23 protein-coding genes and 1 pseudogene are annotated in these 25,052 nt (G+C 75.3%); 7 read left to right on the top strand and 17 right to left on the bottom strand.

Annotation, left to right across the window (positions count from 1 at the left end; genetic code table 11):
• Nucleotides 1-204: 204 nt before the first annotated feature.
• Genes HH311_RS10455 through HH311_RS10445 form a run of 3 tightly spaced genes read right to left on the bottom strand, consistent with a single transcriptional unit; the run spans nucleotide 205 to nucleotide 4,440 of the window.
• Nucleotides 205-1,953 (bottom strand): GMC oxidoreductase, encoded by a 1,749-nt coding sequence (locus HH311_RS10455; protein WP_169183576.1) that lies wholly within the window; start codon nucleotides 1,951-1,953, stop codon nucleotides 205-207.
• A 53-nt stretch (nucleotides 1,954-2,006) separates the two neighbouring features.
• A complete protein-coding gene (locus HH311_RS10450; RefSeq protein ID WP_169183575.1) occupies nucleotides 2,007-2,549 on the bottom strand; it encodes a hypothetical protein in 543 nt (180 codons plus the stop codon).
• Between the two features lie 34 nt (nucleotides 2,550-2,583).
• On the bottom strand, nucleotides 2,584-4,440 hold the full coding sequence (locus HH311_RS10445) for a YhjD/YihY/BrkB family envelope integrity protein (protein WP_169183574.1): 1,857 nt from the start codon (nucleotides 4,438-4,440) through the stop codon (nucleotides 2,584-2,586).
• 51 nt (nucleotides 4,441-4,491) lie between these two features.
• Here HH311_RS10445 and HH311_RS10440 point away from each other — a divergent pair, with 51 nt between their 5' ends.
• Nucleotides 4,492-5,193, top strand: a complete 702-nt coding sequence (locus HH311_RS10440; protein WP_169183573.1) for a CDP-alcohol phosphatidyltransferase family protein — start codon at nucleotides 4,492-4,494, stop codon at nucleotides 5,191-5,193.
• Here the strand turns inward: HH311_RS10440 and HH311_RS10435 are convergent.
• Nucleotides 5,078-6,646 carry an NAD(P)/FAD-dependent oxidoreductase gene (locus HH311_RS10435; protein ID WP_169183572.1) on the bottom strand — a complete coding sequence of 523 codons (1,569 nt, stop codon included), beginning with the start codon at nucleotides 6,644-6,646 and terminating at the stop codon, nucleotides 5,078-5,080. The genes HH311_RS10440 and HH311_RS10435 overlap by 116 nt on opposite strands.
• Nucleotides 6,643-7,773, bottom strand: a complete 1,131-nt coding sequence (locus HH311_RS10430; protein ID WP_312030066.1) for a glycosyltransferase family A protein — start codon at nucleotides 7,771-7,773, stop codon at nucleotides 6,643-6,645. Before HH311_RS10430 ends, HH311_RS10435 begins: the two co-directional genes overlap by 4 nt.
• Nucleotides 7,774-7,864: 91 nt before the next feature.
• On the opposite strand from HH311_RS10430, the gene HH311_RS10425 reads away from it, so the two are divergent.
• Nucleotides 7,865-8,632: a carotenoid biosynthesis protein gene (locus tag HH311_RS10425; RefSeq protein ID WP_169183570.1), complete on the top strand. Its 768-nt coding sequence runs from the start codon at nucleotides 7,865-7,867 to the stop codon at nucleotides 8,630-8,632.
• 53 nt (nucleotides 8,633-8,685) lie between these two features.
• Here the strand turns inward: HH311_RS10425 and HH311_RS10420 are convergent, their stop codons facing one another.
• The 7 genes from HH311_RS10420 to mug all read right to left on the bottom strand — a co-directional run bounded on the left by HH311_RS10420 (nucleotide 8,686) and on the right by mug (nucleotide 15,289).
• The gene (locus tag HH311_RS10420) at nucleotides 8,686-9,534 is read right to left on the bottom strand and encodes an SCO6745 family protein (protein ID WP_169183569.1); all 849 of its coding nucleotides are present in this window, start codon (nucleotides 9,532-9,534) and stop codon (nucleotides 8,686-8,688) included.
• 29 nt (nucleotides 9,535-9,563) lie between these two features.
• On the bottom strand, nucleotides 9,564-10,475 hold the full coding sequence (locus tag HH311_RS10415) for an SCO6745 family protein (protein WP_169183568.1): 912 nt from the start codon (nucleotides 10,473-10,475) through the stop codon (nucleotides 9,564-9,566).
• Between the two features lie 6 nt (nucleotides 10,476-10,481).
• Nucleotides 10,482-11,954 carry an aldehyde dehydrogenase gene (locus HH311_RS10410; protein WP_312030065.1) on the bottom strand — a complete coding sequence of 491 codons (1,473 nt, stop codon included), beginning with the start codon at nucleotides 11,952-11,954 and terminating at the stop codon, nucleotides 10,482-10,484.
• Entirely contained in the window at nucleotides 11,951-12,400 is a 450-nt protein-coding gene (locus HH311_RS10405; RefSeq protein ID WP_169183567.1) for an FmdB family zinc ribbon protein, read from the bottom strand. The genes HH311_RS10410 and HH311_RS10405 overlap by 4 nt, the downstream gene beginning before the upstream one ends.
• Nucleotides 12,401-12,469: 69 nt before the next feature.
• Nucleotides 12,470-13,762: a hydroxyacid-oxoacid transhydrogenase gene (locus HH311_RS10400; protein ID WP_169183566.1), complete on the bottom strand. Its 1,293-nt coding sequence runs from the start codon at nucleotides 13,760-13,762 to the stop codon at nucleotides 12,470-12,472.
• The gene (locus HH311_RS10395; protein ID WP_312030064.1) at nucleotides 13,759-14,577 is read right to left on the bottom strand and encodes an N-acyl homoserine lactonase family protein; all 819 of its coding nucleotides are present in this window, start codon (nucleotides 14,575-14,577) and stop codon (nucleotides 13,759-13,761) included. The genes HH311_RS10400 and HH311_RS10395 overlap by 4 nt, the downstream gene beginning before the upstream one ends.
• A gap of 79 nt (nucleotides 14,578-14,656) precedes the next feature.
• Entirely contained in the window at nucleotides 14,657-15,289 is a 633-nt protein-coding gene (mug, locus tag HH311_RS10390; RefSeq protein WP_312030063.1) for a G/U mismatch-specific DNA glycosylase, read from the bottom strand.
• A gap of 360 nt (nucleotides 15,290-15,649) precedes the next feature.
• On the opposite strand from mug, the gene HH311_RS10385 reads away from it, so the two are divergent.
• Nucleotides 15,650-15,949, top strand: coding sequence for a hypothetical protein (locus HH311_RS10385; protein WP_169183565.1), 300 nt, complete (start codon nucleotides 15,650-15,652; stop codon nucleotides 15,947-15,949).
• Nucleotides 15,946-17,325, top strand: coding sequence for an alpha/beta hydrolase (locus tag HH311_RS10380; protein ID WP_169183564.1), 1,380 nt, complete (start codon nucleotides 15,946-15,948; stop codon nucleotides 17,323-17,325). Before HH311_RS10385 ends, HH311_RS10380 begins: the two co-directional genes overlap by 4 nt.
• An 86-nt stretch (nucleotides 17,326-17,411) precedes the next feature.
• Here HH311_RS10380 and HH311_RS10375 read toward each other — a convergent pair whose 3' ends face one another.
• On the bottom strand, nucleotides 17,412-18,392 hold the full coding sequence (locus HH311_RS10375; protein ID WP_169183563.1) for a hypothetical protein: 981 nt from the start codon (nucleotides 18,390-18,392) through the stop codon (nucleotides 17,412-17,414).
• A 114-nt stretch (nucleotides 18,393-18,506) separates the two neighbouring features.
• Here HH311_RS10375 and HH311_RS10370 point away from each other — a divergent pair, with 114 nt between their 5' ends.
• Both HH311_RS10370 and HH311_RS10365 read left to right on the top strand, forming a co-directional pair.
• Nucleotides 18,507-19,037, top strand: coding sequence for a peptidylprolyl isomerase (locus HH311_RS10370; RefSeq protein WP_312030062.1), 531 nt, complete (start codon nucleotides 18,507-18,509; stop codon nucleotides 19,035-19,037).
• 67 nt (nucleotides 19,038-19,104) lie between these two features.
• Nucleotides 19,105-19,998 carry a rhomboid family intramembrane serine protease gene (locus HH311_RS10365; RefSeq protein ID WP_169183561.1) on the top strand — a complete coding sequence of 298 codons (894 nt, stop codon included), beginning with the start codon at nucleotides 19,105-19,107 and terminating at the stop codon, nucleotides 19,996-19,998.
• Between the two features lie 48 nt (nucleotides 19,999-20,046).
• Here the strand turns inward: HH311_RS10365 and HH311_RS31580 are convergent.
• A pseudogene (locus tag HH311_RS31580) lies at nucleotides 20,047-20,310 on the bottom strand (PH domain-containing protein); the annotation flags it as partial.
• A gap of 237 nt (nucleotides 20,311-20,547) precedes the next feature.
• Nucleotides 20,548-20,805 (bottom strand): cell division protein CrgA, encoded by a 258-nt coding sequence (gene crgA, locus HH311_RS10360; RefSeq protein ID WP_169183560.1) that lies wholly within the window; start codon nucleotides 20,803-20,805, stop codon nucleotides 20,548-20,550.
• Between the two features lie 107 nt (nucleotides 20,806-20,912).
• Between crgA and HH311_RS10355 the strand changes: the two genes are divergently transcribed.
• Nucleotides 20,913-21,563 (top strand): aminodeoxychorismate/anthranilate synthase component II, encoded by a 651-nt coding sequence (locus HH311_RS10355; protein WP_169183559.1) that lies wholly within the window; start codon nucleotides 20,913-20,915, stop codon nucleotides 21,561-21,563.
• A 70-nt stretch (nucleotides 21,564-21,633) separates the two neighbouring features.
• Here HH311_RS10355 and pknB read toward each other — a convergent pair whose 3' ends face one another.
• Together pknB and HH311_RS10345 are read right to left on the bottom strand one after the other, a co-directional pair.
• Nucleotides 21,634-23,631, bottom strand: coding sequence for a Stk1 family PASTA domain-containing Ser/Thr kinase (gene pknB, locus HH311_RS10350; protein WP_169183558.1), 1,998 nt, complete (start codon nucleotides 23,629-23,631; stop codon nucleotides 21,634-21,636).
• A complete protein-coding gene (locus tag HH311_RS10345; RefSeq protein ID WP_169183557.1) occupies nucleotides 23,628-25,052 on the bottom strand; it encodes a protein kinase domain-containing protein in 1,425 nt (474 codons plus the stop codon). Before HH311_RS10345 ends, pknB begins: the two co-directional genes overlap by 4 nt.

Below are 25,052 nucleotides of genomic sequence, written 5' to 3'. Positions count from 1 at the left end.
GTCGAGGTTCCGCATGACCTGCGCGGCGCGCGCAGGTCCAGCCGCGGACTCGTGCCGGGGAGGGCGGAATGTGTGCGGCGCGCGCAGGTCCGGCCGGGACCGATCGCCGACGACGGCGAAGCGTGTGCGTGCGCGTAGGTCTGGCCGCGGACTCGTGCCGGGGACGGTGGAGTGTGTGCGTCGCGCGGTCGTCGGCAGGCCCGCTCAGGAACCGGCGACCGGCTCCGTCGGGTGGGACGGCACCGTCGGGACCGGCAGCGTCACCCGCAGCGCGCCGGGCGCCGAGGCCGGCACCACGGGAGCCTGCGGGGCGACCGGCGCGATCCGCTGGTAGGCCGAGCCGAGCGGGGGCCGCGGGTCGGGCTCACCCTTGTTCGGCCAGAACGCCATCGCCCGCTCGGCCTGGGCGGTGATCGTCAGCGACGGGTTCACCCCCAGGTTCGCCGAGAGCGCCGACCCGTCCACCACGTGCAGCCCGGGGTGGCCGTAGAGCCGCTGGTAGGGGTCGATCACCCCGTCCGAGTCCGACGCGCCGATCGCGCAGCCGCCGATGAAGTGCGCGGTCATCGGCATGTTCACCGCCTCGCCCCAGGTACCGCCGGGGTCGCCGTCGATGAGCTCGGCCATGCGCCGCGTCGTCGCGTTGGCCGCCGGGATCCAGGTCGGGTTGGGCGTGCCGTGTCCCTGCCGGGAGACGAGCCGGCCGAAGCGGCGCCGGACCGTGATCGAGTTGTCGAGCGACTGCATCACCAGCGCGATCACGGTGCGCTCCGACCAGCGCCGCTTGTCCAGCGACCGGACCAGCGTGCGGGGGTGGCGGGCCATCGCGCCGAGCAGCTTCGCGAGCCGCGGCACCCGGCCGCCGCCGTCGGTCATCAGCGTGGTGAGCAGGCCCATCGCGTTCGACCCGTGGCCGTAGCGGCACGGCTCGATGTGCGTGTCGGCGTCCGGGTGCCACGACGAGGTGATCGCGACGCCCCGGGAGAAGTCGCGCGGACCGCCGCGCTCGGGGGCCCGCCGGGCCATCGCGCCGACCAGCGCCTCGGAGTTCGTCCGCGTGAGGTGCCCGAGCCGGGCGGAGACGCGGGGCAGCGTCCCGGCGTCGCGCAGCCGGTGCAGCAGCGACTGGGTGCCCCAGGTGCCGGCGGAGAAGACGACCTGGTCGGCGGTGAACACCACCCGGCGCGTCCGGCCGCGCCGCGTCGGGCGCGTCACCACCTCGTAGTCCCCGGCGGCACCTGGCCGCACCGTGAGCACCGTCGTCTCCGGGTGCACCACCGCGCCCGCCCGCTCGGCGAGCCCGAGGTAGTTGCGGTCGAGGGTGTTCTTCGCGCCGTGGCGGCAGCCGGTCATGCACTCGCCGCACTCGAGGCACCCGACGCGGTCGGGGCCCGCGCCGCCGAAGAACGGGTCGGGCACCGTCACCCCCGGCTCCTTGGCCCCGTCGCGGCCGAAGAACACCCCGACCTGGGTCGGGGTCACGGTGTCCTCGCGGTCCCACTCGCGGGCGACCCGGCGCATGACCTCGTCCGACGGCGTCACGCTGGGCTGGGTGACGACGCCGAGCATCCGGCGCGCCTGGTCGTAGAACGGGTCGAGCTCGGCGCGCCAGTCGGTGATCGACGCCCACTGCGGATCGCCGTAGAAGGCCGGCGACGAGGGCTGGTAGAGCGTGTTCGCGTAGTTCAGGGAGCCGCCGCCCACGCCGGCGCCCGCGAGCACGACGACGTCGCGCAGCACGTGGATCCGCTGAATGCCGTAGCAGCCCAGACGCGGTGCCCAGAGGAAGTTCCGGACGTCCCACGACGTCGAGGGCAGCGTCTGCGGGGTGAAGCGCCGGCCGGCCTCGAGCACGCCGACGCGGTAGCCCTTCTCGGTCAGGCGCAGCGCCGAGACGCTGCCGCCGAACCCCGACCCGATGACCAGCACGTCGTAGTGCGCACCCTGCTCCACCGGATCACGTTAACCCGCCGGTAGCTGTGACGGAAGGTCACAGGTACACGGTGTCAGCTCGATCGCGCGAGACCCGACGCGTCGAGGCCGAGCCACCGCGCGGTCTCGGGGTCGAGGAGCTCGCGCAGCACCGCGGCGTTGCCCGGCGCGACCGGTGCCCCGTCCTTGAACTGCCGCCCCTTCGCGCCCATGTACGGCGCGCTCGGCTTCCAGCCCGGGTGGGCCATGATCGTCTCCGCGGTCACCCGGTCCTCGGGCGGGATCACGCCGACGATGCCGTCGGCGAACCAGCTGACCTCCGTGGCCGACTCGGTGCGGCTGTACGGGTTACTGTCGAACACGACGAGGCCCGCGAGCCGGCCGCGCCCGCCGTCCCACTCGTGGATCCACCCGACGGTGCCCGGGCCCACGCGCTTCTCGCGCGAGTGCGAGACGGCGAGGCGCCAGGCGGTCCGCGGGCCCGAGCGGTCCCCGTCGGCGTCGAAGCGGGCGACGGCGGAGCGGACCCAGCCGACCTCGTCCTCGGGGTCGGACGCCGGGGTCCACGCCAGCATCACGTCGGGGAGGATCTCGAAACGGCCGGATCGGTTGGTCACAGGGGCACTCCCGGTGGTCGTGGGTCGACGACTGTCAGGGCACCAGCATGACCTTCCCGACGGCGCCGTTCTCCACCGCCTCCTGTGCGGCGACGACGTCGTCCAGCGCGAAGGTCGAGACGGGCAGCGGCGAGAGGGCCCCGGCGTCGACCGCGTCGCGCACCCAGGCGAGGTCCGCGGCCAGGTCGTCGGGCAGCACCCCGTAGAGGAGGACGAACCGGAGGGTGGCGTTCGCGGTCATGAAACGGCGCACCGGCAGCACCGGGTCGTTCGGCTCGTTGGCGTAGACCGAGATGACGGTGCCCGCCCCGGCGACCGCGAGGTCCAGGTCGAGGTTCGCGCCCAGGGCGACCTCCACGATGCGGTCCACCTGCTCGGCGTAGCCGCGCACCCGCTCGATCGCGCCGCTCTCCCGGTAGTTCACGACGACGTCGGCGCCGGCCGCGCGCGCCAGCTCGCCCTTGTCCTCGGAGCTGACCGTGGTCACCACGCGGGCACCGGCGTGCTTCGCCAGCTCGATCGCGTAGTGCCCGACCGCCCCGGCGCCGCCGGCCACGAGCACCGTCTTCCCCTCGAGCGCCGCCGGGTCGCTCCCCAGGCACTGCGCGGCGGTGACGGCCGGGACGCCGAGGCAGGCCCCGAGCTCGTCGTGGTCGTTGTCGGGGAGCGGGACCGTCCGCTCGGCCGGGAGCACGGAGTACTCGGCGGCGGTGCCGTACCGGTTGCCGAACGCCGCGAAGAAGATCCACACGTGCTGGCCGGGCTCGCGGTCGGTGACGTCGGGGCCCACCGCGTCGACCACGCCCGCGCCGTCCTGGTGGGGCACCTGGAAGTCGTCGGGGTCGCGGCCGGTGAGCCCGGCGCGGGTCTTCCAGTCGGTCGGGTTGATCGCCGAGCGGGTGATGCGGACACGGACCTGGCCGGGTCCCGGGTCGGGGACGTCGATGTCCTCGACGGCGAGGACCTCCGCGGCGGGACCGGTCTTGCGGTAGACGGCTGCCTTCATGGTCCGGGGGTTCCCGCCCGCGGCCCGGGCTGCACCGGGTGCGAGACGGCGTCGGCGTCGGCGGCGGGGCAGCGTCTCGTCGAGGACCACGGTCACCCGGTAGCCGCCGAGCACGAGCAGGTGCAGCAGGTAGAGCCACAGCGCGAGCGCGGAGACGGCGCCCACGATCGGCAGCCCGCCGAACGGCGCGGACCACTCGACCGGGATGGCCAGGAACAGCACGAAGCCCTGCAGGAAGCCCGCCAGCACCGACCCCGTCCCGAAGCCGCCGAGGAGCAGGGCCCGCCCGCCGAGTCGGCCGGGCGCCACGAACCGGAAGAGCGCGACGAGCGCCGACGACACCGTCACCCACACCACGTGGAAGGCGATGACGATGCCGAGGACGAGCGACCACCCGCCGCGGGCGTAGAGCGGGCCCACGAGCGGCGCGGCCACGAGCACCACGAGCACGAGGAACGGGGCGACGACGGCGACCCCGAGCAGCCCGGCGCGGCCGCGCCAGCCGGTGAGGCGGTCGGGCACGCCGGACAGCTGCAGGAACGCCCGCCGCAGGCCCTCGCCGTAGAGGCTGGCCGGGAAGAGGACGACGAGCGCCCGCACCCACGACATCGACAGCGCCACGCGGGTGAGGGTGCGCAGCGCCTCCGGGGTGCCGTGCCCGGCGGGCAGCCCGCCGATGGCCGCCTCCATCGCGCGCTCGACGGTGTCCCCGCCGACCAGCAGGCCGACCGCCCAGAGCGACACCAGCGCGAGCGGGACCATCCCGATGAGGCCGAAGTAGGTCGCGCCGCCGGCCCAGAGGGCGACGTCGCTGCCGGGGAAGGTGCGGCGGACCTCGCCGGCGGCGCGCCGCACCCGGGTCCGACCCGTGTCCGCCCGGGTCACGACGATCCCCGTCGCGCGGCGGCGGGCGGCGACGCTTGGCAGGCTGGCCCGATGGCGCCGGAGGACACCGGGGACACCGGCTGGTCCGCGCTCCACGGCGGCATCCGGCCCTCGCCGCTGGTGCGGGGCTGGCTGCGGGTGGTGCGCGCGCTCGCCGCGGGCCCGGTCGCCCGCGTCCCGCCGGACGTGCTCTCGGCGTCCGGGGTGGTGGTCCTCGTCGGGGCCGGGGCGCTCGCCGTCGTCGGCCCGCCGTGGACGGTGGGTACGGCGCTGCTCGTCGTCCTGGCCGGGGTCCTCGACGGGCTCGACGGTGCCGTCGCGCTGCGGACCGGGCGGGCCCGGCCGCTCGGGGCGGTCGTCGACGCGGTCTGCGACCGGCTCGGTGACCTCGTGCTCGCGGGCGTGCTGGTGGTGCTCGGCGCGCCCGTGGGGTGGGCGGTGGCGACGGCGGCGCTGACCTTCCTGCACGAGTACGCGCGCGCCCGGGCGCAGGCGGTCGGCATGCCCGGGGTCGGGGCGGTCACGGTGGCCGAGCGGCCGACGCGGCTGATCGTCGTCGCGCTGGCCGCCGCGGGCTCCGCGGCCTTCCCGGCGGGTGTCCCGGGGCCGGGCTGGGCGTGGGGCACCACGTTCGCGGTCACGGGGGTGGCGCTGGGGATCGTCGGGCTGGGGCAGCTGGCGTCCGGCCTCGGGCGCTCGGTGCCGGCGTCGTTCCCCCCGGAGCCGGGGCCGCAGACGGGGCCGGACCGATGAGCCCGGCGACGATCTCGGCCGACATCAGCACCAGGGGGATCCCGCCGCCGGGGTGGGCGGAGCCGCCGACGAGGTAGAGCCCGTCGACGGGGCCGGTGTTGGCCGGACGGCGCAGGGCGGCGCGGGGGCCGTGGGAGGCGGTCCCGTAGATCGCCCCGCCCGGGGCGCCGGTGCGGCGCTCGAGGTCCGCGGGCGTGAGGACCTCGGTGAAGCGCAGCCGCGGCCGGACGTCGGTGCCGCGCGCGGCGAGGACGTCGAGGACGTGCTCGGCGTAGGACTCCCGCAGCCCCGGGGTGTCCCAGTCGACGCCGTGGGCCGGGTCGTGCACGGGGGCGTTGACCAGCACGAACCAGCCCTCGGACCCGTCGTCGGGACGCAGCGCGGGGTCGTCGGGGGCGTGGACGTAGACGGTCGGGTCCGCGACCGGGCGGGGGTGGCGGCCGTGGACGGCGTCGAACTCGGCGTCGTAGTCGGCGGGGAACCACACCCGGTGCGCCGGCCCCGGCTCGCGCCCGGAGAGCCCGAGCAGCAGGACGAAGCCCGCGCTCGACGGCGGGCGGCGCCGCAGCCGGCGGCGGGCGCGCGGCGCCGCGCCCCGGGGCAGCAGGTGCTCGTGCAGGACCGCGGCGTCGGCGTTGCTCACGACCACGTCGGCCGCCCTATCCCGGCCCGCCACGCGCACCCCGGCCACGCGGTCGCCGTCGAGCAGCACCGCCTCGACGGGGGAGCCGAGGTGCACCGCCACGCCGAGGTCGCGGCACCGGGCGAGGAGGGTGTCGACGATCCGGCGCATTCCCCCGGGCACCCACCACGCCCCGAACTCCTGCTCGACGAATGCGGACACCGCGAGCACCGCCGGCGTGCGCCGGGGGTCGGAGCCCGAGTAGGTGGCGTAGCGCTCCAGCCACTGCCGCAGCCGCGGGTCGGGCAGCAGCCGCCGGCCCAGCCCGCGCACGGTGCGCCACGGGGCGACGGCGCGCAGGCCGGACGGGCTCGAGCTCATCCGGGCGAGCGCCGCGGTCGTCAGCGGCCGGCGCAGCACGTCCCGCCCGACGAGCGACCACACGTGCCGGGACCGGGCGTGCAGCCGCTCCCAGGCCGCGCCGGCGCCGGCGCCCAGGGCGGCGTCGAGGGCGGCGGGGACCCGCGCGGGGTCGTGGGGCAGGACCAGCTCGGTGCCGTCGGCGAAGTGGTACGCGCACACCGGGTCGACCGGTGCCACGGGCAGCCCGGCCGGTCCGCCGGTCGCGGCGAAGAGCTCGTCGAGCAGCCCGGGCATGGTGAGCAGCGAGGGCCCGGTGTCGAAGGTGAACCCGTCGCGCTCGAGGACCCCGAGCTTGCCGCCGGCCTGCTCGGCGGCCTCGTGGACCTCGACGTCGTGACCCGCCGCGGCGAGGCGGGCGGCCGCGGCCAGCCCGCCGAGCCCGGCCCCGATGACGACGACGCGGCTCACACGGCCCGTCCCTTCCAGCGCAGCGTGCCCCGGACCCGACCGGCCCAGGAGGAGGCGAGCAGACCGAGGACGGCGACGATCGAGAGCGGATGGGCCACCGCATCCGCTCCGCGCGGCCCACCGAACCGTGCCGCCAGCACCCGTCCGGCCACCGCCGCGGCATACCCCGCGGCTCCGGTGCGGGAACCCGCGAGGGCGGCGGCCGGCGGCAGGACGTAGACCACGGCCAGGGCCGCCGCGACGGCGACCGCCCCCGCCGGCGAGCCGAACGCCGCCCACAGCGACTTGCGGTAGCCCGCGCGCAGCTCGCGGCCGGAGTCGTACATGCGGCAGGTCGCGAGCCCGGAACCGTCGGCGACCCCCGTCCGTTCGCCGGCGCGGCGCAGCGCCCGGGCGAGCGCGAGGTCGTCGAGCACCGCGTCCCGCACGGCCGCGAAACCGCCGGCCCGGGCGAGCGCGGCGGCCCCGAGGACCAGGAACTGGCCGTTGGCCAGCGCCATCGAGGGACGGCCGCTGCGCTCGGCCAGGCGCAGCGGCACCGTCGTGAGCCAGGACCACGCGAGCAGCGGCTGCACCAGCCGCGCCAGCGGGCCGATGACGACCTGCCGCGGCCACGGGCACAGGAGCGCGAGCGGCCGGGGACCGCGCAGGGCGGCGACGGCGGCCGCGACGGCGTGCGGGGCGAGGACGACGTCGGCGTCGACGAAGACGAGCACCTCGCCCCGGGCGGCCGCCGCGAGCTGGGCGCAGGCGTGGGGCTTGCCGAGCCAGCCCGGCGGCGGGGGTGTGCCGGCGAGCACCCGCAGCCGGGGATCGCCGGCGGCGGCGTCGGTGACGACGTCGGCGGTGCCGTCGGTGGACCCGTCGTCGAGCACGAGGAACTCGGCGTCGCCGAGCCCCTGCTGGGCCAGCAGCGAGCGCACGGTCGGCGCGACGCGCCGGGCCTCGTCGCGGGCGGGCACCAGCACCGACACCCGGGTGGTGACCGGCGGGGGCGCGGCCGGCGGGCGGCGCAGCGCCGCGCGGTCGGTCAGGTTCGCGAGCTGGAGCAGCGTGCCGGCCGCGGCGAGCAGTGAGCCGGAGGTCACGAGGAGGCGGAGGGGTGTCGGGAGACGCGCGGCGGGCACCCCCGCGAATCTAGGCACGCCCGATCGGCACCGCAGAGCGGTCGGTGAGGACGTGGATCCCGCTCCGCCGACGGTCCCGGGGGTTCCTCTCATGGCGGTGGCCACGCACCGCGCGGTGCTGCGCTCGACCCGTCCGTCCTGGGTGCTGGTGGGCGCCGCGGTGCTGGTCCAGATCGTCTACCCGCTCGTGCCCGACGCCCTCACCACCGCCGTCACGGTGTGCAGCGTCGTGGTGTTCTTCCTCGCCTCGCTGGTCGACGTGGTGCGGGTGCACGGCGTGCGGGGCGGCGTGGGGCTGGTCGGCGTCGCGGGCGGCGGCGGGCTGGTGGCCGAGGCGGTCGGCCTCGCGACGGGGCTGCCCTTCGGACCGTACGTGTACACCGGGACGCTCGGCCCGGAGATCCTCGGCGTGCCGGTCATCGTGCCGCTGGCCTGGGCGATGATGGCGTGGCCGGCGCTGGTGGTGGGGCGGGCGCTGGCGCGGCGCACCGGTGGGGTCGTGGCGATCGGGACGATCGCGCTCGCGGCCTGGGACGTCTTCCTCGACCCGCAGATGGTGGCCGCCGGGCACTGGGTCTGGCTCGCGCCCGCGCCGGGCCTCCCGCTGGTGCCCGGCGTGCCGCTCACCAACTACGTGGGCTGGCTCGTGGTCGGTGCGCTGGTGATCGGGGGGCTGGCCCGGGTGCTGGGGCCCGGACCGGTGTCGGCGCCCGCCTCGGGGCTCTACCTGTGGGTCTACGCGTCCTCGGTGCTGGCCCACCTGGTGTTCTTCGGCCTGCCCGGGTCGGCGCTCGTCGGCGGGGTGCTGATGGGCGCGGTGGCGATCCCGTTCGCCTATGTGCGACTTCGTCGCACGTGAGCACAAAGTGTCGCTATATAGCGACATTTTCTGCTCACGAGCGCGCAGCGCACCTACCCGGCCCGCAGCTTGCCGTCGTCGTCGGGGAAGGCGCCCTCGGCGCGGAGGTCCCGCGACCACGTCGTGCACCGCTCCACCACGCGGTCGAGCGCGTGCTCCATGCCCTCCAGGACGGGGTCGAGCGCGGCGTCGGTCGCGTCCTCGACGTCGTGGCGCAGCGCGGCCCCGCGCTCGGTCAACGTCCCCTCGGGGGTGAGCAGCACCCGGTCGACGAGGTCGTCGCGGGCGGCCGCGATCGCCTCCTCGGACCACGAGCGGGTGCGGGTGTAGCGCGGCACCGGGATCCCGACGTGGGCCTCGGTGAGCAGGTTCGACTCCAGCGCCCCGATCCCGTGGGCGAGCAGCGCGGCGAGGTGGACGTCGCCGCGGAACTCGCGGAGCAGGTTCGCGGCGTGCCAGAGCCGGCCCCACGCGTCGCCCGGCCAGTCGAGCGCCGACAGCCCCGCGAACAGCGGCTTGCCGAGCAGCGGCGCGCGCTCCAGCCCGGCGCGCAGGGCGGTGACGACCTCCTCGACGTCGCGGGCCGGCTCGCCGAGCACGCGGTGCAGGCAGCGGACCGCGCCGGCCTGCTTGGCGGCGAGCACGTCGGGCACGGTCGCCGTCGTCAGGGCGCTCTCGTAGACCGCGCCGAGCGTGTCGGGCTCGAACACGCCGAAGGCCGCGACGACGAGCGTGGTCGGCGGGAGACCCAGCGTGCCGGCCCGGCCGAGGACGTAGCCGGCGAAGCGCTCGAGGCCGAGGGCCTCGTACTGCTCGCGGGCCTCCGCCGAGTGGACGTGGACCATCGCGACCGGTTCGAGCGCGTCGCGCAGCCGGCGGGCCGGGGTGGGTTCGGGGCTCACCGGCGCCCGGTACCCCGTCGGCGGCCCGCTCACCCCGCCGCGCGCTTGTACGGGTCCGGCGGGAACCACCCGGCGGCGACCACGTGGTCGGCCCACCGGCCGACGGTGGCCAGGAGCTCGTCCAGGTCGTCGCCGAGGGCGTCGAGGACCCGCTGCTGGGCGAGGTCGGTGGCCACCTCGATGGCCTCGCGGGCCGCGCGCCCGGCCGGGGTCAGGGCGCCGTCCTCGACCCACCCCCGCGCGGCGAGCCGCGCGACCGCCGCGTCCATCGCCTCGGCCGACCAGCCGCGGGTGCCGGTGTACTCGTAGAGGTCGAACCCGATGCGCAGCTCGGTGAGCACGTTGGCCTCGAGCCCGTCGACCCCGGCCGCGGTGCAGGCGCCGAGGTGCGCGTCGCCGCGGTGCTCCCGGTAGAGGCTCGCGACGTGCCACAGCGCCGCGTGCGGGTCGGTGGGCCAGGGCAGGTCGCGCAGCCCGGCGTAGAGCGGCCGGCCCGCGAGGTCGCCCGGTCCGGCGGCCTCGAGCGCCTCCCGCAGCGTCCGGGTCACGCGCCCGATGTCCGAGACGTCGGTGCCCTCGAGGGCGGCCCGCAGGCCCTCGCCGCCGCCGAGCACGCGGACGGCGAGCAGCTCCTCGACGGTGCACGCGGCCCGGGCCTGCCGCCACAGCTCGCCGGCGAGCCCGGGCTCGAACACCGCGAAGGTCGCGGCGACGACGCCGGGCGACGGGTCGCCGAGCACGCAGGCGCGGCCGCCGACGTAGCCGGTGAGGAAGTCGAGCCCCGCCTTCGCCAGGTGCGCGTGCGCGGGCGCGCTCCACACGTTGACCATGGCGAGCGGCTCGAGCACGTGCCGCAGCCGCCGGGCGGGCGTCTCGGGTCGCGGCGCGACGGCCCCGTCGCGCGGCTGCAGGAAGGTCTCGCGGGCCTCGGCGAAGTCCATGGGGGCTCAGCCGAGGGTGAAGGGGTCGCGGGTGCCGCCGGTGAGCTCGACCCACACCGCCTTGGTCTCCAGGTAGGCGTCCACCGCGGCGACCCCGTTCTCCCGGCCGAGCCCGGAGTCCTTGTAGCCGCCGAACGGCACGCTCGGCGCCACGACCCGGTAGGCGTTGATCCACACCGTGCCGGCCTTGATGCGGGCGGCGACGCGGTGCGCCCGGTGCACGTCCTTGGTCCACACCGCGCCCGCGAGGCCGTAGGGGGTGTCGTTGGCGAGCTTCACCGCCTCGTCCTCGTCGGTGAAGGTCGTGGCCGCGAGCACCGGCCCGAAGACCTCCTCGCGGAAGACGGTGTCGGTCGGCTTGACCGAGAGCACGGTGGGCTGGACGAAGTAGCCGCCGAGCTCCTCGTCCGGGTCGCCGCCGTAGGCGATCGTCGCGCCCTCCTCGCGGGCGGTGCGCAGGTAGCCGACGACCTTCTCGTACTGCATCCCGTTCGCGACCGGACCCATCTCGGTGTCCTCGCCGAAGGGGTCGCCGAGCTTGATCTGGGCGGCGCGCTCGGCGACCAGCCGCACCAGCTCGTCGTGGACGTCGGCGTGCACGATCAGCCGCGATCCCGCCATGCAGGTCTGCCCGGTGGCCGCGAACACGCCGGCGACGAGGCCGTTGGCGGCGGCCTGCAGGTCGGCGTCGGGGAAGACCACCTGGGGGGACTTCCCGCCGAGCTCCAGCGTGGCCGGGTGGAGGTTCTCCGCGGCGGCCACCGCGACCTTGCGCCCGGTGGCGGTGGAGCCGGTGAAGGCGACCTTGTCGACGCCGGGGTGCCCGGCGAGGTGCGCGCCCGGACCGCCGGTGGAGGAGGTCACGATGTTGACGACGCCGTCGGGGATCCCGGCCTGCGCGATCAGTTCGCCGAACCCGAGCGTCGAGCCGGGCGCGTGCTCGGAGGGCTTGATGACGACGGTGCACCCGGCGGCCAGGGCCGGAGCGACCTTCCAGCTCATCAGCAGCAGCGGCGAGTTCCACGGCGTGATCGCGGCGACCACGCCGACCGGTTCGCGGCGGGTGTAGACGAGGTAGTTCGGGTTCGGCGAGGGGATCTGGCGGCCCTCGAGGGTCGCGGCGATCCCGGCGTAGTAGTGGTACCAGCCGCCCAGCCCGGTGAGCTGGCCGAGCATCTCGCGGTAGAGCTTGCCCGAGTCGTTGACCTCGAGGCGGGCCAGGCGCTCGGCGTTCTCGCTGATCAGGTCGGCCAGCCGGCGCAGGCACGCCGCCCGGGCGAACCCGGTCATCTGGCCCCACTCGCCGTCGAGGGCGGCGCGGGCCGCGGCGACGGCGTGGTCGACGTCCTCGTCGCCGCCGTCGGGGATCAGCGCCCACGACTGCCCGGTGTAGGGGTTCTGCGACTCGAACGTCTTCCCTGACACCGCGTCGACGGCCTCGCCGCCGACGAGCATCCGGAGGGACTCCAGCTCGCTCACGTCGTCTCCTTCGACCCACCGCCGTGCGAGTGCCCGTGGCCGTGCCCGTGGCCGTGTGACGACCCGGACGACCCGGACGGCTCGGCCGCGGGCGTGATCATCGGCTCCCCGGCCCGCAGCGGGACCTGCTCGTAGCGGCCCTCGTGCGCGGCCACCGGGCGGGTGTCGCCCGCGAGCTCGGGGTGCTTGTCCTCGAGACGCTGGCGCTGCTCCCACTTGCGCTGCATCGCGGTCACGTACTCGCGGTCGCCGTGGTAGGTGCCCCGCCAGGTCTGGGGCATCTGCTCGCGGGAGAGCCCGACGTCGGCCGTCCCGTGCAGCGCGGGCCGCGACGGCACCTTCCGGGTGGCCCCGCCGCACTCCGGGCAGGCGGGAGCCGCCGCGTCCCGGCCCATGAGGCGCTCGAAGCGCAGGCCGCAGTCGCAGCGGTAGTCGTAGATCGGCATCAGGGAGGCCCTCCGGGCCATGTGAACGGATGTGGTCGCCAGGACGACCACATCCGTTCACATGCGTAGCTACCAGTTGGAGATCGACTTCGCGAAGATGTCCGCGATGTCGTCCTCGGTCGGCGTGCGCGGGCACGTCGCGAGGAGGCGCTGCTGCTTCATCGTCCCGTCGACGAGGTCGGGGATGTCCGACTCGCCGAACCCGACGGCGCCGATGCCGTTCGGGATGTCGATGTCGCGCATCAGCTCGGTGACGACGTGCGGCAGCTGCTCCGACGCGTTGTTCTGCGTGTCGGCGTTCGGCCCGAGCAGCTTCGCCGCGGTCATGTGCCGGTCGGGCGCGGAGTCGAAGGAGAACCGGAACGCCTCCGGCGCCGTCAGCGACACCGACATGCCGTGCGGCACCATCGCCTCGTCCTGCGGGTAGCCCTGCGGACGGAAGTCGCGCACCTGGCCCGCGATCGGGTAGGCGTTGGCGTGGGGGATGTGCACGCCGGAGTTGCCGAAGCCCATCCCCGCGAACGTCGCCGCCATCATCATGTCCATGCGGGCGTCGACGTCCTCGTCGCCGCGCTCCACCGCCGTCCGGAACGAGCGGGCCAGCAGCGTCATCGACTTCTCGCACCACAGGTCCGAGACGGGGTTCGACCCGCAGTAGGTCACCCGCTCCTCGGGCTTCTTGCGGTCGAAGGTCGTGTACCAGCGCGCGGTGTAGCTCTCGAGCGCGTGGCAGACGATGTCCATCCCGGCCGCCGCGGTGACCTGCGGCGGCAGCGTCAACGTCAGCAGCGGGTCGACGACGGCGAGCGTCGGGCGCAGCCGCCAGTGGCTGATCCCGGTCTTCACCCGCAGCGAGAGCACGTCGAGGATGCACATCGCGGTCGACTCGGAACCCGTGCCCGCCGTCGTCGGGACCGCGATGAGCGGCTTGAGCGCGCCCGGGGGGACCTGCGCGTTGCCGACCGGCTTGTTGATGTAGTCCATCAGCTCGCCGGGGTAGGTCGTCAGCAGGTTGACGGCCTTCGCGGTGTCGATCGAGGAGCCGCCGCCGACGGCGACGAACCCGTCCCACGGCCCCTGCTGGGTCGCGTAGCCGATGGCCTTGTTCATCGAGTCGTCGGTCGGCTCGACGTGGACGCCGTCGAAGATCTCGACGGTCATGTCGAAGCGGCGGATCGAGTCGGCGATGCGGTCGGGCAGCCCGGTCTGCTGCATCCCGGGGTCGGTGATGAGCAGGATGCGCTTCGCGCCGTACTGCGAGAGGTCGAACCCGATCTCGTCGGCCGCCCCCGCGCCGAACTTGAGCGGTGGAGCCCCCCAGGTGAAGACGGACTCCTCGGTGGGGATGCCTGGGACGGTCACGTGTAGGAGCCTCCGTTCGAGACGGTCCTGAGCTGGTGGATCTGGTCCGCGTCGTGGCCGAAGACGACGGTGGCGTCCTTCTCCTCGGCGATGTTCCGGATCTTCTCCACCGACGAGTAGAACTGGCCCATGTCGTTGACGATCGCGGCCGGCGTGGTCGGCGGCCCGTAGGACTCGCCCATGTACACGGCGTCGGACGTGAAGATCATCGTGCCGGTGTCGGGCAGGTCGACCTGCATCGACATCGTGCCGGGGGTGTGGCCGGGGGTCTGGAGCAGCGTGACGCCGGGCAGGAACTCGGTGTCGCCCGAGACCGTCTCCCAGTTCAGCTCCTCGTAGTCGGTCTTCAGGTGCGCCCCGGTGAACAGCCCGTCGAAGCCGAAGGCGAACTCCTTCTCCTTGTCGCTGCAGATCAGCTTGGCCGAGGAGTCCTTGAAGAGGTCGGCGTTGCCGCAGTGGTCGAAGTGGAGGTGGCTGAGCACCACGTAGTCGATCTGGTTGACGCCGACGCCGATCTGCTTGAGCCGCGAGTCGAGGTACTCCTCCTCGCTGACCTTCTCGTACGGGAAGAAGTCCTGCAGCCCCGTCGGCCCCCAGCGCTCCTCCCAGTCACGGGGGCAGCTGGTGTCCCAGAGGATCGTGCCGTCGGGCGTCTCGACCAGCACGCAGTGCGTCGGCACCGTCGCCCACTCGGTCGGCTGGTCCCGCTGCTGGCGGGGGCGGATCGACCGCCCCGGCTTGAGGAGCAACCACGTCAGGTCCGCGGTCATCGCCCCGCAGTCCAGGATGCTCACCTTGATGTCGCCACTGGCCACCGCTGACCTCCACGTCGAGTCCGGGCTGCGCCGAGTTCGGGTCCCCGAGGATGGACCTTGCCTGTGACCGGGGCCACGGTCAATCCCGAAGATCGTCGGGTGCGCATCGATGCACGTCAGTGGTGTCCATGACGCGCACGGCCCGGCGCAGGGCGGCGAACGCCTCCCCCAGCGAGGCCGGCGTGTAGTGCGCGTTGAGGCCGCTGGGGTTGGGCAGGACCCAGACCCGGGTGGCGCCCAGACGGCGGTCCTGCGGGCCGACGACGGCGGTGCGGTCCGCGAACGCGACGCGGTAGGCGACGATCCCGACGACGGCGAGCCAGGCCGGTTCCCGGGCGGCGACGAGGGCCCGCAGCCGCTCGCCCCCGGCGACCAGTTCGGCGTCCGACAGCTCGTCGGCCCGGGCGGTGGCGCGCGGCGCGACGTTGGTGATGCCGAGGCCCAGCGCGGGGAGGAGGTCCTGCTCGGCCGGGGTGAACACGCGCGGGGTGAAGCCGCCGGCGTGGAGGGCGGGCCAGAACCGGTTGCCGGGGCGGGCGAAGTGGTGGCCGGTGTACGCGGAGACGAGCCCGGGGTTGATGCCGCTGAAGAGCACCTGCAGCGGGGGATCGCCGGGGCCGGGGAGCACGTCGGGGAGGAGCCGGTCGCGGGCGGCCTCGAGCTCGGCGCGGGTGGGACGGGCGGGTCGGTCTCCTGCGGGTGCGCCGGCCACGGGCGGCAGTGAACCAGGTCCGGCGGTGGGTCTCGATCCGAGCGAGGGGCACCTTCGTTCGGGTAGATCGGCGGTGGGCGCCCTTCGTCGGAACGTCGGGCCCGGCCGGTTGTGAGCGAGGGGCACCCTTGCTCGGGTAGATCGGCGGTGGGCGCCCTTCGTCGGAACGTCGGGCCCGGTCGGGTTCTGAGCGAGGGGCACCCTTGCTCGGGTAGATGGGCGGTGGGCGCCCTTCGTCGGAAACAGCCGCGCGCCGCCGTTCGGCCCAGCCGCCCGTCCCCAGCGGCACGGCCGACCCTCCCGGTCCCCAGGCGCCACCTGGCCGGGTTTCGACGGCGGCCCGGGGCGCGTCCCTCCGACATGACCGACACGACGGGGTTCGCCCTCGACCCCGAGGACCTGCGGAGCACGGCCGTGGAGCTCGCGGCGGCCGCGCGGCAGGGACAGGAGGCGGTGCGCGAGCTCGTCGCCGGACTGCGGGCGCTCGCCGCGGCGCTGCCCGCCTCCCGCGCCGCTCCGGTCGCCGAGGCGCTGGCCGCGGCGTGGGAGGCCGACGGTGCCCGCTGGGTGGCCGGTGTCCTGGCCCTGGGCGAGGCGCTCGCCGCCACCGCGACGAGTGCGACCGACGCGGACGCCACGCTCGCGCGGGGCGTGCGGTGACGGCGGCGTTCGGCGAGGCGTCCCGGTCGCTGGCGTCGGCGGCCGCGACGTGGGAGCGGGCGGTGTTCGGGCCCGCCCTCCCACCGGGCTGGTCCGGCCCGGCGTCGGAGGCGGCCCGGGCGCAGTGGGCGCGGCTCGTCGACCGGGGCGGCGCCGTCGTCGACCGCGCGCGCCGTCTCGCGGCCGTCGTGGCCGACGTCGCGACCTCGGCGCGGACCGGCCCGGCCGACGACGTCCGGCTCACCGCGGCGCTCCTCGCGGCGGCCCGGCCCGCCCCGGACCCGGCCGGGGCCCCGCGCGAGGGCCCGGAGCCCACCGCCGTGGCGCACTGGTGGTCGGGGCTCGACCCCACGGAACGGGCCCGGCTGACGGCCGGGCGCCCCGAGCTCGTCGGCGGGCTCGACGGCATCCCCGCCCTCGACCGCGATCGTGCCAACCGGCGCCGGCTCGCGGCGGCGCGCGCCGAGGTGGCCGCCCAGGAGGTGGCCCTCGACGCCGCCCGCGACCACGCGACCGGCTTCGGCGACCTGCAGGACGTCGAGACCCGCCTGGCCGGGGTGCACGCCCGGCTCCGGCGGCTGGACGCGATCGCGGCGGCGACGACGGCCTCCGGCCACGCCCTGCTCGACCTCGACCCGGTGGCCGGCCGCGCGGCGGTCGAGAGCGGCGACGTCGACCACGCCCGCCACGTGGGCGTCGTCGTCCCCGGCTTCACCGCCTGCGCCGAGGATCTCCCCGGGCGGGTCGCCGAGCTCGACGCGCTGGCGGCCCGCGCGGGGCCGGACACCGCGGTCGTCGCCTGGTACGACTACGCCGCGCCCCAGTGGTCGGAGGTCACCGACCCGGCGCGGACGGTGCTGGGCACCGGGCCCGCCGCCGGCGCCGCCGACCGGCTCGCGTCCTTCCTCACCGGCCTCGACGCCGCCCGCCCGGACGGCCCGGCGCACGTCACCGCGATCGGCCACTCCTACGGCACCCTGACCGTGGCGCAGGCCCTGCCCGCGGCGGGCGGCGTCGACGACGTGGTGCTGCTCGGCTCGCCCGGGGTCACCCCGTGGCCGGCGCGCCGGGGTCACGTCTGGGTCGGCGAGGCCCGGGGCGACCCGGTCGCCGACACCGGCTGGTTCGGGCCGGACCCGAGCGCCGAACCGGGGGTCCGCCTGCTCCCGACGGGTCCGCGCCCCGCGGCGTCAGGACCCGCGACGGCGGGGATCCGGGGGCACACCGGGTACCTGCGCCCGGGGAGCACGAGCGCGGACGGGGTCGCGGCGGTGGTCGCGGGACGGGGCACGGACGTCGTCGAGGACCCGGCCGTCGGCGCGGGCGACCGGCTGCGGGGCCTGTTCGGCCCGCGGCCGCTGCGGCCCGGTGCCTGAGCCGACCCCCGGACACACCCGCGGCCGGCCCCGGCGCCGCGTGGGCGTCCGGGACCGGCCGCGAAGGGGAACGGGGTGCGGCGGCGTCAGCTCTGCGAGCCGCCCGCCGGCTTGTTCGTGCCCGTGGTCCCGTTGGTGCTGGGGCTCGGGGACACCTTGTCGGTCGGCGACGACGGCGGGACGACGCCGCCCGGCTCCTCCGGGTCCGGCACCGCACCGGCCGCGGCGGCCGGCGTGTTCGTCGACGGACCCGCCGCGGTGGTCGGCGCCGGCTTGGGCCGCGGCGCCGGCGGGGGCGGCGGCGGGAGCTCGGGCGCCTTGCGCGTGGCGACCACGGCGATGCCCGCGCCGAGGATGCCGAGCACGATCCACAGGCCCCAGCGGCGGCGCTTCTTGGTCTCCTCGGGCTCGATGCGCGCCGCGAGGTCCTTGCGCACCCCGGTCAGCCCGCCCTCCAGCGTCCCGCGCACGGACTCACCGAGGTCACGGAGCTCGCCCGTGCTGGTCGGCACGGACGACTTCTCGAGGGCCTTGCGGGCGTCCTTGGCGTACGAGCCGCCGAGGTCGCGCAGCTCGTCCACGCTGGACGGCAGGGACGACTTCTCGAGGGCCTTGCGGGCGTCCTTGGCGTACGAGCCGCCGAGGTCGCGCAGCTCGTCCACGCTCGTGGGCACCGACGACTTCTCGAGCGCCTTGCGGGCGTCCTTCGCGTACGACTTGGCCTGCTTGCGGGCGTCCTTGGCGGCCTGGTTGGCGCGCTTGCGCCCCTCGGCGCGGGCCTCCTGGGCGCGCTTGCGCGCCTCGGACTGGGCCTCCTGGGCGCGCTTGCGGGCGTCGGCCCGGGCGTCGAGCACGCGCTGGCGCGCCTCGTCGGCGGCCTGGCGCACGTCGCGACGGACCTCGGCGCGCTTCTTGGCGCCCTGCTTGCGCGCCTTCTCACGGTCCTTGCGGGCCTGGGCGGCGGCCTTCTCGGCGTGCTTGGCCGCCTTCTTGCGCGCGCGACGCCCCTCCTTGCGGAGATCGTCCAGGTCCTCCCTGGCACCGATCACGGTCTTGCTGCTGCTCAACGGCGACACCTCACTCCTCGGTGGCGGCTCACTATGCCGCCATTCCCCTGTGTGCAAGTGCCCGACCCGCCGGTGCGTCACACCCGCTGGTCCGGCGGTGGCACGATGACGCCCGTGACGAATGCCGAGAACGGGCCGACCGCGACGCTGCACACCTCGAACGGCGACATCACCGTCAACCTCTTCGGTGACCAGGCGCCCAAGACCGTGGCGAACTTCGTCGGGCTGGCGACGGGCGAGGGCCAGTACAGCGAGCCGAACGCGAAGGGCTCGTCGAGCGGGCCGTTCTACGACGGCACGATCTTCCACCGCGTCATCGCCGGGTTCATGCTGCAGACGGGCGACCCCACGGGGACCGGCCGCGGCGGGCCGGGCTACAAGTTCGCCGACGAGTTCCACCCGGACCTGCGCTTCGACCGCCCGTACCTGCTGGCGATGGCGAACGCGGGCCCCGGCACCAACGGCTCGCAGTTCTTCATCACCGTGGCGCCCACCACCTGGCTGAACCGCAAGCACACGATCTTCGGCGAGGTCGCCGACCAGTCCTCCCGCGACGTCGTCGACTCGATCGCCGCCACCCCGACCGGCCCCGGCGACCGCCCGGTCTCCGACATCGTCATCGAGAGCGTCGAGGTCTCCCGCTGAGGTCCTCCCGGCGCCGGTGTCGCCGGAACCGACGACACCGTCACCGGACGGTCCGGACAATGGGGGCATGAGCGTTCCCGCGGGCGGCCCACCCCAGGCCCAGACCCACGTCTGCGTCCGACACCCGGACCGCCCGACCGGTCTGCGCTGCACCCGCTGCGACCGGCCGGCCTGCCCGGAGTGCCTCCGCGAGGCCTCGGTCGGGATGCAGTGCGTCGACTGCGTGTCGGCCGGTGCGCGGAGCACGCCCCGGGCCCGGACCGCGCGGCGGTCGGACACCCCGGTGGTCGTGCCGACGCTCATCGCGATCAACGTCGCGGTCTTCGTGCTGACGGCGGTGAACGCGGGCAGCGTCGGCGACAACGCCTCCGGCTCGGTGTTCGCCGCCGCCGCCCTCGCGCCCGTGCAGGTCGCGGGTGGCGGCTGGTGGCGGCTGGTGACGTCGGGCTTCCTGCACATCGGCCCGCTGCACCTGGTGTTCAACATGATCGCCCTGTGGTTCCTCGGGCGGGACGTCGAGCTGGTGCTCGGCCGGCTGCGCTTCTCGGTGCTCTACGGCGCCTCGCTGCTCGGCGGCTCGGCGGCCGTGATGCTCTTCGGCAGCCCCGGCGGCGAGGTGGCCGGTGCCTCCGGGGCGATCTTCGGCCTCATGGGCGCGCTGGTCGTCCTGCTGCGGCGCCTGCAGCTGCCGATGACGCAGGCACTCATCGTGATCGCCGTCAACGTCGTGCTCTCGCTGACGATCCCCGGCATCTCGCTGCTCGGTCACCTCGGCGGGCTCGTGGTCGGCGCCGCCGTGGCCGCCGGGATGGTGCACGGCCCCGCGCGCTCACGTCCCGCCGCGGGGCTCGTCGTCGCCGGCGGGATCGTCGTCCTCCTGCTCGTCGCGATCGTCCTGCGCGACGTGTCCTTCGGCCCGATCGTCTGCGACACGGCCACGTCCTGCCGCCGCGGGGCCTGACCCCGGGCCCGCCGACCGCGCGCGCCCGACGTCGGCGCGGTGGGCCTGCAGGGCGTCCGCCACGTCCCGGGGGTCGGTGCCGAGCTCGAGGCGGCCGAGCACGAGGAGCCGCTCGGTGCCGTCGTCGTCCCGGGCGTCGATCTCGAGGTAGGCGGCGGGGACGCCGAGCCGGCGCATCCGCACCACGCGGACGGCGTCGACGCGCGACCAGGGCCAGCGCCGCGTGCCGAGCGGCCCGCGCAGGACGAGCGCGTCGTCGTCCGCGGCCAGCCGGGGCCGGGCCCGCAGCCCGATCAGCGCCGCGATCCCCACGGCCACCCCGGCGAGCCCCAGCAGGAGCCGGCCCGGCCCGTCGAGGCCGCCGGTCCGTGCGCCCAGCACCACCCAGGCGAGCAGCCCAACCGCGGCCACGAGGCCGAGGACGACCGCCGGGACCGGCGCGGCCCATCGTCGCGGTGGACCGTCGTCATGGCCACGGGAAGGATGAGGACTGTCCACAGGCTCCGTCCACAGTGGGGACGAACGACACCGGTGTAATTCGGGCGGTGGTCAGCGCCACTTCATCGTCATGAGCAGGGAGATCACGACGAGGCCGAAGCCGACCAGGAAGTTGTACCCACCGAGCTGGGCCATGAACGGGATGTCCTCGCCGGCGAGGTAGTTCACGACCAGCCACGCGAGCCCGACGATCCCGATGGCCAGCATGATGATCACGTAGGCCGGGTGGGACGGGCCGGCGGTCCTGGTGGCGGAGGCCTGCGGTGGCGGGGTGTAGGCCGGCTTGCGGCGGACCTTGGACTTCGGCACGGGAGATGCTCCGCTCGACGACGGCGGGGACGCGGGTCCACTCCACGGTATCCCAGCGGGTCACGACGCCGACGCCGCGTCGCCCGGAGGACCGTAGGCTGTCCGGCGTGCGGGTCCTCGTCGTCGACAACTACGACAGCTTCGTCTACAACCTCGTCCAGTACCTCGCCCAGCTCGGGGCCGAGCCGGTCGTGCGCCGCAACGACGCTCCCGACGTCCTCGCCCTCGCCGACGAGGTGGACGGGGTGCTGATCAGCCCCGGGCCGGGCACGCCCGCGGAGGCGGGTCGCAGCATCGAGGTCATCGAGCGCTGCGGGGCCGCGGAACGCCCGGTGCTCGGCGTCTGCCTCGGCCACCAGGCGCTCGGCGCGGCGTTCGGCGCCGTCGTCGAGCGTGCCCCGGAGCTGCGCCACGGCAAGACCTCGCAGGTGCACCACGGCGGCGCCGGCGTGCTCGCCGGTCTGGCCGACCCGTTCACCGCGACGCGCTACCACTCGCTGACGGTCCGCCCGGACTCCCTGCCCGACGAGCTCGAGCCCACCGGGTGGACCGCGGACGGCGTGCTCATGGCGATGCGGCACCGCACGCTGCCGCTCGAGGGCGTGCAGTTCCACCCGGAGTCGGTGCTCACCGAGGACGGGCACCGGATGCTGGCCTCGTGGATGGCCGGCTCTGGCCACCCGGTGGCCGAGACGCTCGTCGAGGACCTCGTCCGCGACGTCCGCGCCCTGGCGCTGGCGGCGGCCCCTCCCCGATAGGTGCGCTCCGCGCTCGTGAGCACTAACTGTCGCTATACCGACACTTTCTGCTCACGGGGCCGAAGGCCACCTAATTGCCCGGGAACAGCCCACCGTTCCCGTTGCCGAACACGCCGCCGTTGCCGTTGCCGTTCCCGTTCCCGCCGCCGTTCCCGCCACCGGTGTAGCGCCCGACGTTGACGGTGATCGTGTCCTTGGCGCCGGCCTGGCTGCCGGCCTGCGGGCTCTGGCTGAGGACCTTGTCGTCCTGGTTCGGGTCGTCGACGTCGGTCGGGTTGACCTGCAGGTTCCCGCTGAACCCGGCCGCGGCCAGCGCGGACAGGGCGTCGGCGCGGGACTTGCCGATCAGCGAGGGCACCTGGAGCTGGTTGCCCTTCGACACCGACAGCGTGACCTTCGAGCCCTGCGCGACGGTCGAGCCCGCCGCCGGCGAGGTGGAGACGACGGTGCCCGGCTGGCCGCCGCCGTCGACCTGGGTCACGGTGACGTTCAGCCCCACGCCCTCGAGGGTCTGCGTCGCGGTCGCCTGGTCCTGGCCGGTCACGTCGGGCATGCGCAGCGTCGGGCGCGCCTGGCCCACGGTCAGCTGGATGGCCGTGCCGGGCGCCACCGGGGTGCCGGCGGACGGGTTCTGCGAGAGCACCTTGCCGACCTGCGACTGGTCGTCGACCTGCTGGTTCTGTGGCACCGGGGTCAGGGTCAGCCCGGCCGCCTGGGCCATCTGCTGGGCCTGGTCGGCGGTCTGCCCGACGAGGTTCGGCGCCTGCACGCGATCGGGGCCGCGGCCGACCCGCAGGGCGACGACGGTGTCCGGCTGCACCTGGGTGCCCGCGGCCGGGTCGGTGCCGAGCACGCGCCCCACCTGCGACGGGTCGGACGCGACCTGCACGAGGTTCGGCCGCAGGCCGGCACCGGTGAGCGTGCGGAGCGCGACGTCCTGCGGCTGGTTGGTGACGTCCGGGATCGCGAACTGCCGGTTGGACGGCGAGGTGAGCCAGAACAGCCCCGCGAGCACCGCGGCCACGAGCACGACGCCGCCGATGATCGCGTTGCGCCGGCGGCGCCGGGACCGGCGGACGTCCTCCTGCTCGGCCTGCCACGCCGCGAAGTCCCCGGCCTCGGTGGCCGGGCCGCCGTACGCGGCCGGCCCGACGGCCTGCGTCGGGCCGGTCTGGTTCATGTAGTCGGTGCGCTCGTCGTCCGACATCACCAGCGGCGCGTCGACCGGCTCGCCCTGCAGCGCGCGGATGAGGTCGTCCCGCATCTCGCCCGCGGTCTGGTAGCGGTTGAACGGGTTCTTCGCGAGCGCCTTCAGCGTGATCGCGTCGAGCGAGGGCGGCACGGCCGGGTTGAGCTCCGACGGCGCGCGCGGGTCCTCGCGGACGTGCTGGTAGGCCACCGCGACCGGGGAGTCGCCGGTGAAGGGCGGCTGTCCGGTGAGGAGCTCGAAGAGGACGCAGCCGGTGGAGTAGACGTCGGACCGCGCGTCGACCTGCTCGCCCCGCGCCTGCTCCGGGGAGAGGTACTGCGCGGTGCCGATGACGGCGGCCGTCTGGGTCACCGCGGGCTGGGCGTCGGAGAGCGCCCGGGCGATGCCGAAGTCCATCACCTTGACCGCCCCCGAGGGGGTGATCATGACGTTGGCCGGCTTGACGTCCCGGTGGATGATCCCGTAGCGGTGCGAGAAGTCGAGCGCCGAGCACACGTCGGCGACGACCTCGCACACCCGCGCGGGGTCCATCGGACCACCGGTCTTGACGATGTCGCGCAGCGTCCGCCCCGCCACGTACTCCATGACGATGTAGGGCAGCGGGATGTCGTCGGCCCAGGTCTCGCCCGTGTCGTAGACCGCCACGATCGCGGGGTGGTTCAGGGCCGCCGAGTTCTGGGCCTCGCGCTGGAACCGGATCTGGAACTGCGGGTCGCGCGCCAGGTCGGCGCGCAGCACCTTGATCGCGACGTCGCGGCCCAGGCGCACGTCCCGGCCGCCGTGGACCTCGGACATGCCCCCGTAGCCGAGCGCGGGACCGAGCTCGTAGCGGTCCGACAGGAGGCGGGGGGTGGTCATCCGAACTCCTGACACGTCACGGTGACGGTGTCCCCGCGGCGCACGTCGCCGGTGGGGGACACGTAGAGGACCCGGCAGGCCGACGGGTCGCTCGGCTTCGACCCGAGCACGGTCCGGACGTCGGCGTCCAGTCCGTCCTCGCGCAGCGCGGCGGCGGCGACCGACGCCGGCCGCCCCACGTAGTCGATGTTGCTGACGGAGACCGTGTTGCCCGAGGCGGAGCTCGTCGCCGTCGTCGTGCGGCTCGTCCGCGTGGTGGTGGGCGCGGCGGTGGTCGTGGTGGTCGTCGTCGTGCTCGCCGCCGGCGGGGGCGGCGCGCTCGTCGACGTGTTCGAGATCAGGACCCAGGCGATGATGCCGAGGACCACGAGCACGGCGAACACCGCCGCGATCGCGCCCCAGGGGCCGCGACGGCGCTCGGGCTCGCGGTCCGCCCCGTCCCACCGGTCCGGGCGCCGCGGCGGCGGGGACGGCGGGCCGGCGTCGTAGGCGTTCGCGGGGGCGACGCGGGTGGCGGGGTTGACCGCCTCCGTCGCCGCGGTCACGGCACCGGGACGGGGCACCGGCTCGCCGCGGCGCACGGCCGACACCGCGCGGGCGAACTCGCCGCCGGTCGCGTAGCGGCCGCGCGGGTCCTTGGTGAGGGTGAGCTCGATGAGCTGGCGCACCACCGGCGGCACGTCCGGCGGCAGCGGCGGCAGCGGGTCGCGGATGTGCATCATCGCGACCGTCACGGCGTTCTCGGAGAGGTACGGCCGCCGGCCCGCGAGGCACTCGTAGCCGACGACGCCGAGGGAGTACACGTCCGACGCGGGGCCGGCGTCGCCGCCGCCCGCCTGCTCGGGCGCGATGTAGTGCGCGGTCCCCATGACCATGCCCGACCGCGTCACCGGGGCCGCGTCGACGGCCTTCGCGATGCCGAAGTCGGTGATCTTCACCTGGTTGGTCGGGGTGACCAGGATGTTCCCCGGCTTGACGTCGCGGTGGACCAGGCCGCGCTCGTGCGCGGCCTCCAGCGCGTAGCCCGACTGCTCGAGGATGTCGAGGGTGAAGTCGACGCCGAGCCGGCCGTGCACCGAGAGCAGCTGCGCCAGCGGCTCGCCCCGGACGAGCTCCATGACGAGGTAGGCGACCGGGACCTGGATCGTGCCGTTGGCGGTGGTCCAGTCGGTGGTGGTCTCGCCGTAGTCGTGCACGGCGGTGATGCCGGGGTTGTTCAGCGACGCCGCGGTGCGGGCCTCGGTGCGGAAGCGGTGCAGGAACTCGGGGTCCCCGGACAGCTCGGCCTTGAGGATCTTGACGGCGACGGTGCGGTCGAGGCGCGAGTCCTGCGCCTCCCAGACCTCGCCCATGCCGCCGATCGCGATGCGCCGGCCGATGCGGTAGCGGTCGGCGAGCAGGGTGCCCGTGGTCGGGGCCAT

The sequence above is a fragment of the Actinomycetospora sp. TBRC 11914 genome (genome assembly GCF_012933465.1).
Lineage (GTDB): Bacteria > Actinomycetota > Actinomycetes > Mycobacteriales > Pseudonocardiaceae > Actinomycetospora.
This window is presented reverse-complemented; position numbering and strand designations above follow the sequence as displayed.

Coding starts and splice junctions, on each gene's coding strand:
- pknB (WP_169183558.1), bottom strand. CDS start 23,631: ATGACCACCCCCCGCCTCCTGTCGGACCGCTACGAGCTCGGTCCCGCG.
- HH311_RS10405 (WP_169183567.1), bottom strand. CDS start 12,400: ATGCCGATCTACGACTACCGCTGCGACTGCGGCCTGCGCTTCGAGCGC.
- HH311_RS10425 (WP_169183570.1), top strand. CDS start 7,865: ATGGCGGTGGCCACGCACCGCGCGGTGCTGCGCTCGACCCGTCCGTCC.
- HH311_RS10440 (WP_169183573.1), top strand. CDS start 4,492: ATGGCGCCGGAGGACACCGGGGACACCGGCTGGTCCGCGCTCCACGGC.
- HH311_RS10345 (WP_169183557.1), bottom strand. CDS start 25,052: ATGGCCCCGACCACGGGCACCCTGCTCGCCGACCGCTACCGCATCGGC.
- HH311_RS10385 (WP_169183565.1), top strand. CDS start 15,650: ATGACCGACACGACGGGGTTCGCCCTCGACCCCGAGGACCTGCGGAGC.
- HH311_RS10415 (WP_169183568.1), bottom strand. CDS start 10,475: ATGGACTTCGCCGAGGCCCGCGAGACCTTCCTGCAGCCGCGCGACGGG.
- HH311_RS10365 (WP_169183561.1), top strand. CDS start 19,105: ATGAGCGTTCCCGCGGGCGGCCCACCCCAGGCCCAGACCCACGTCTGC.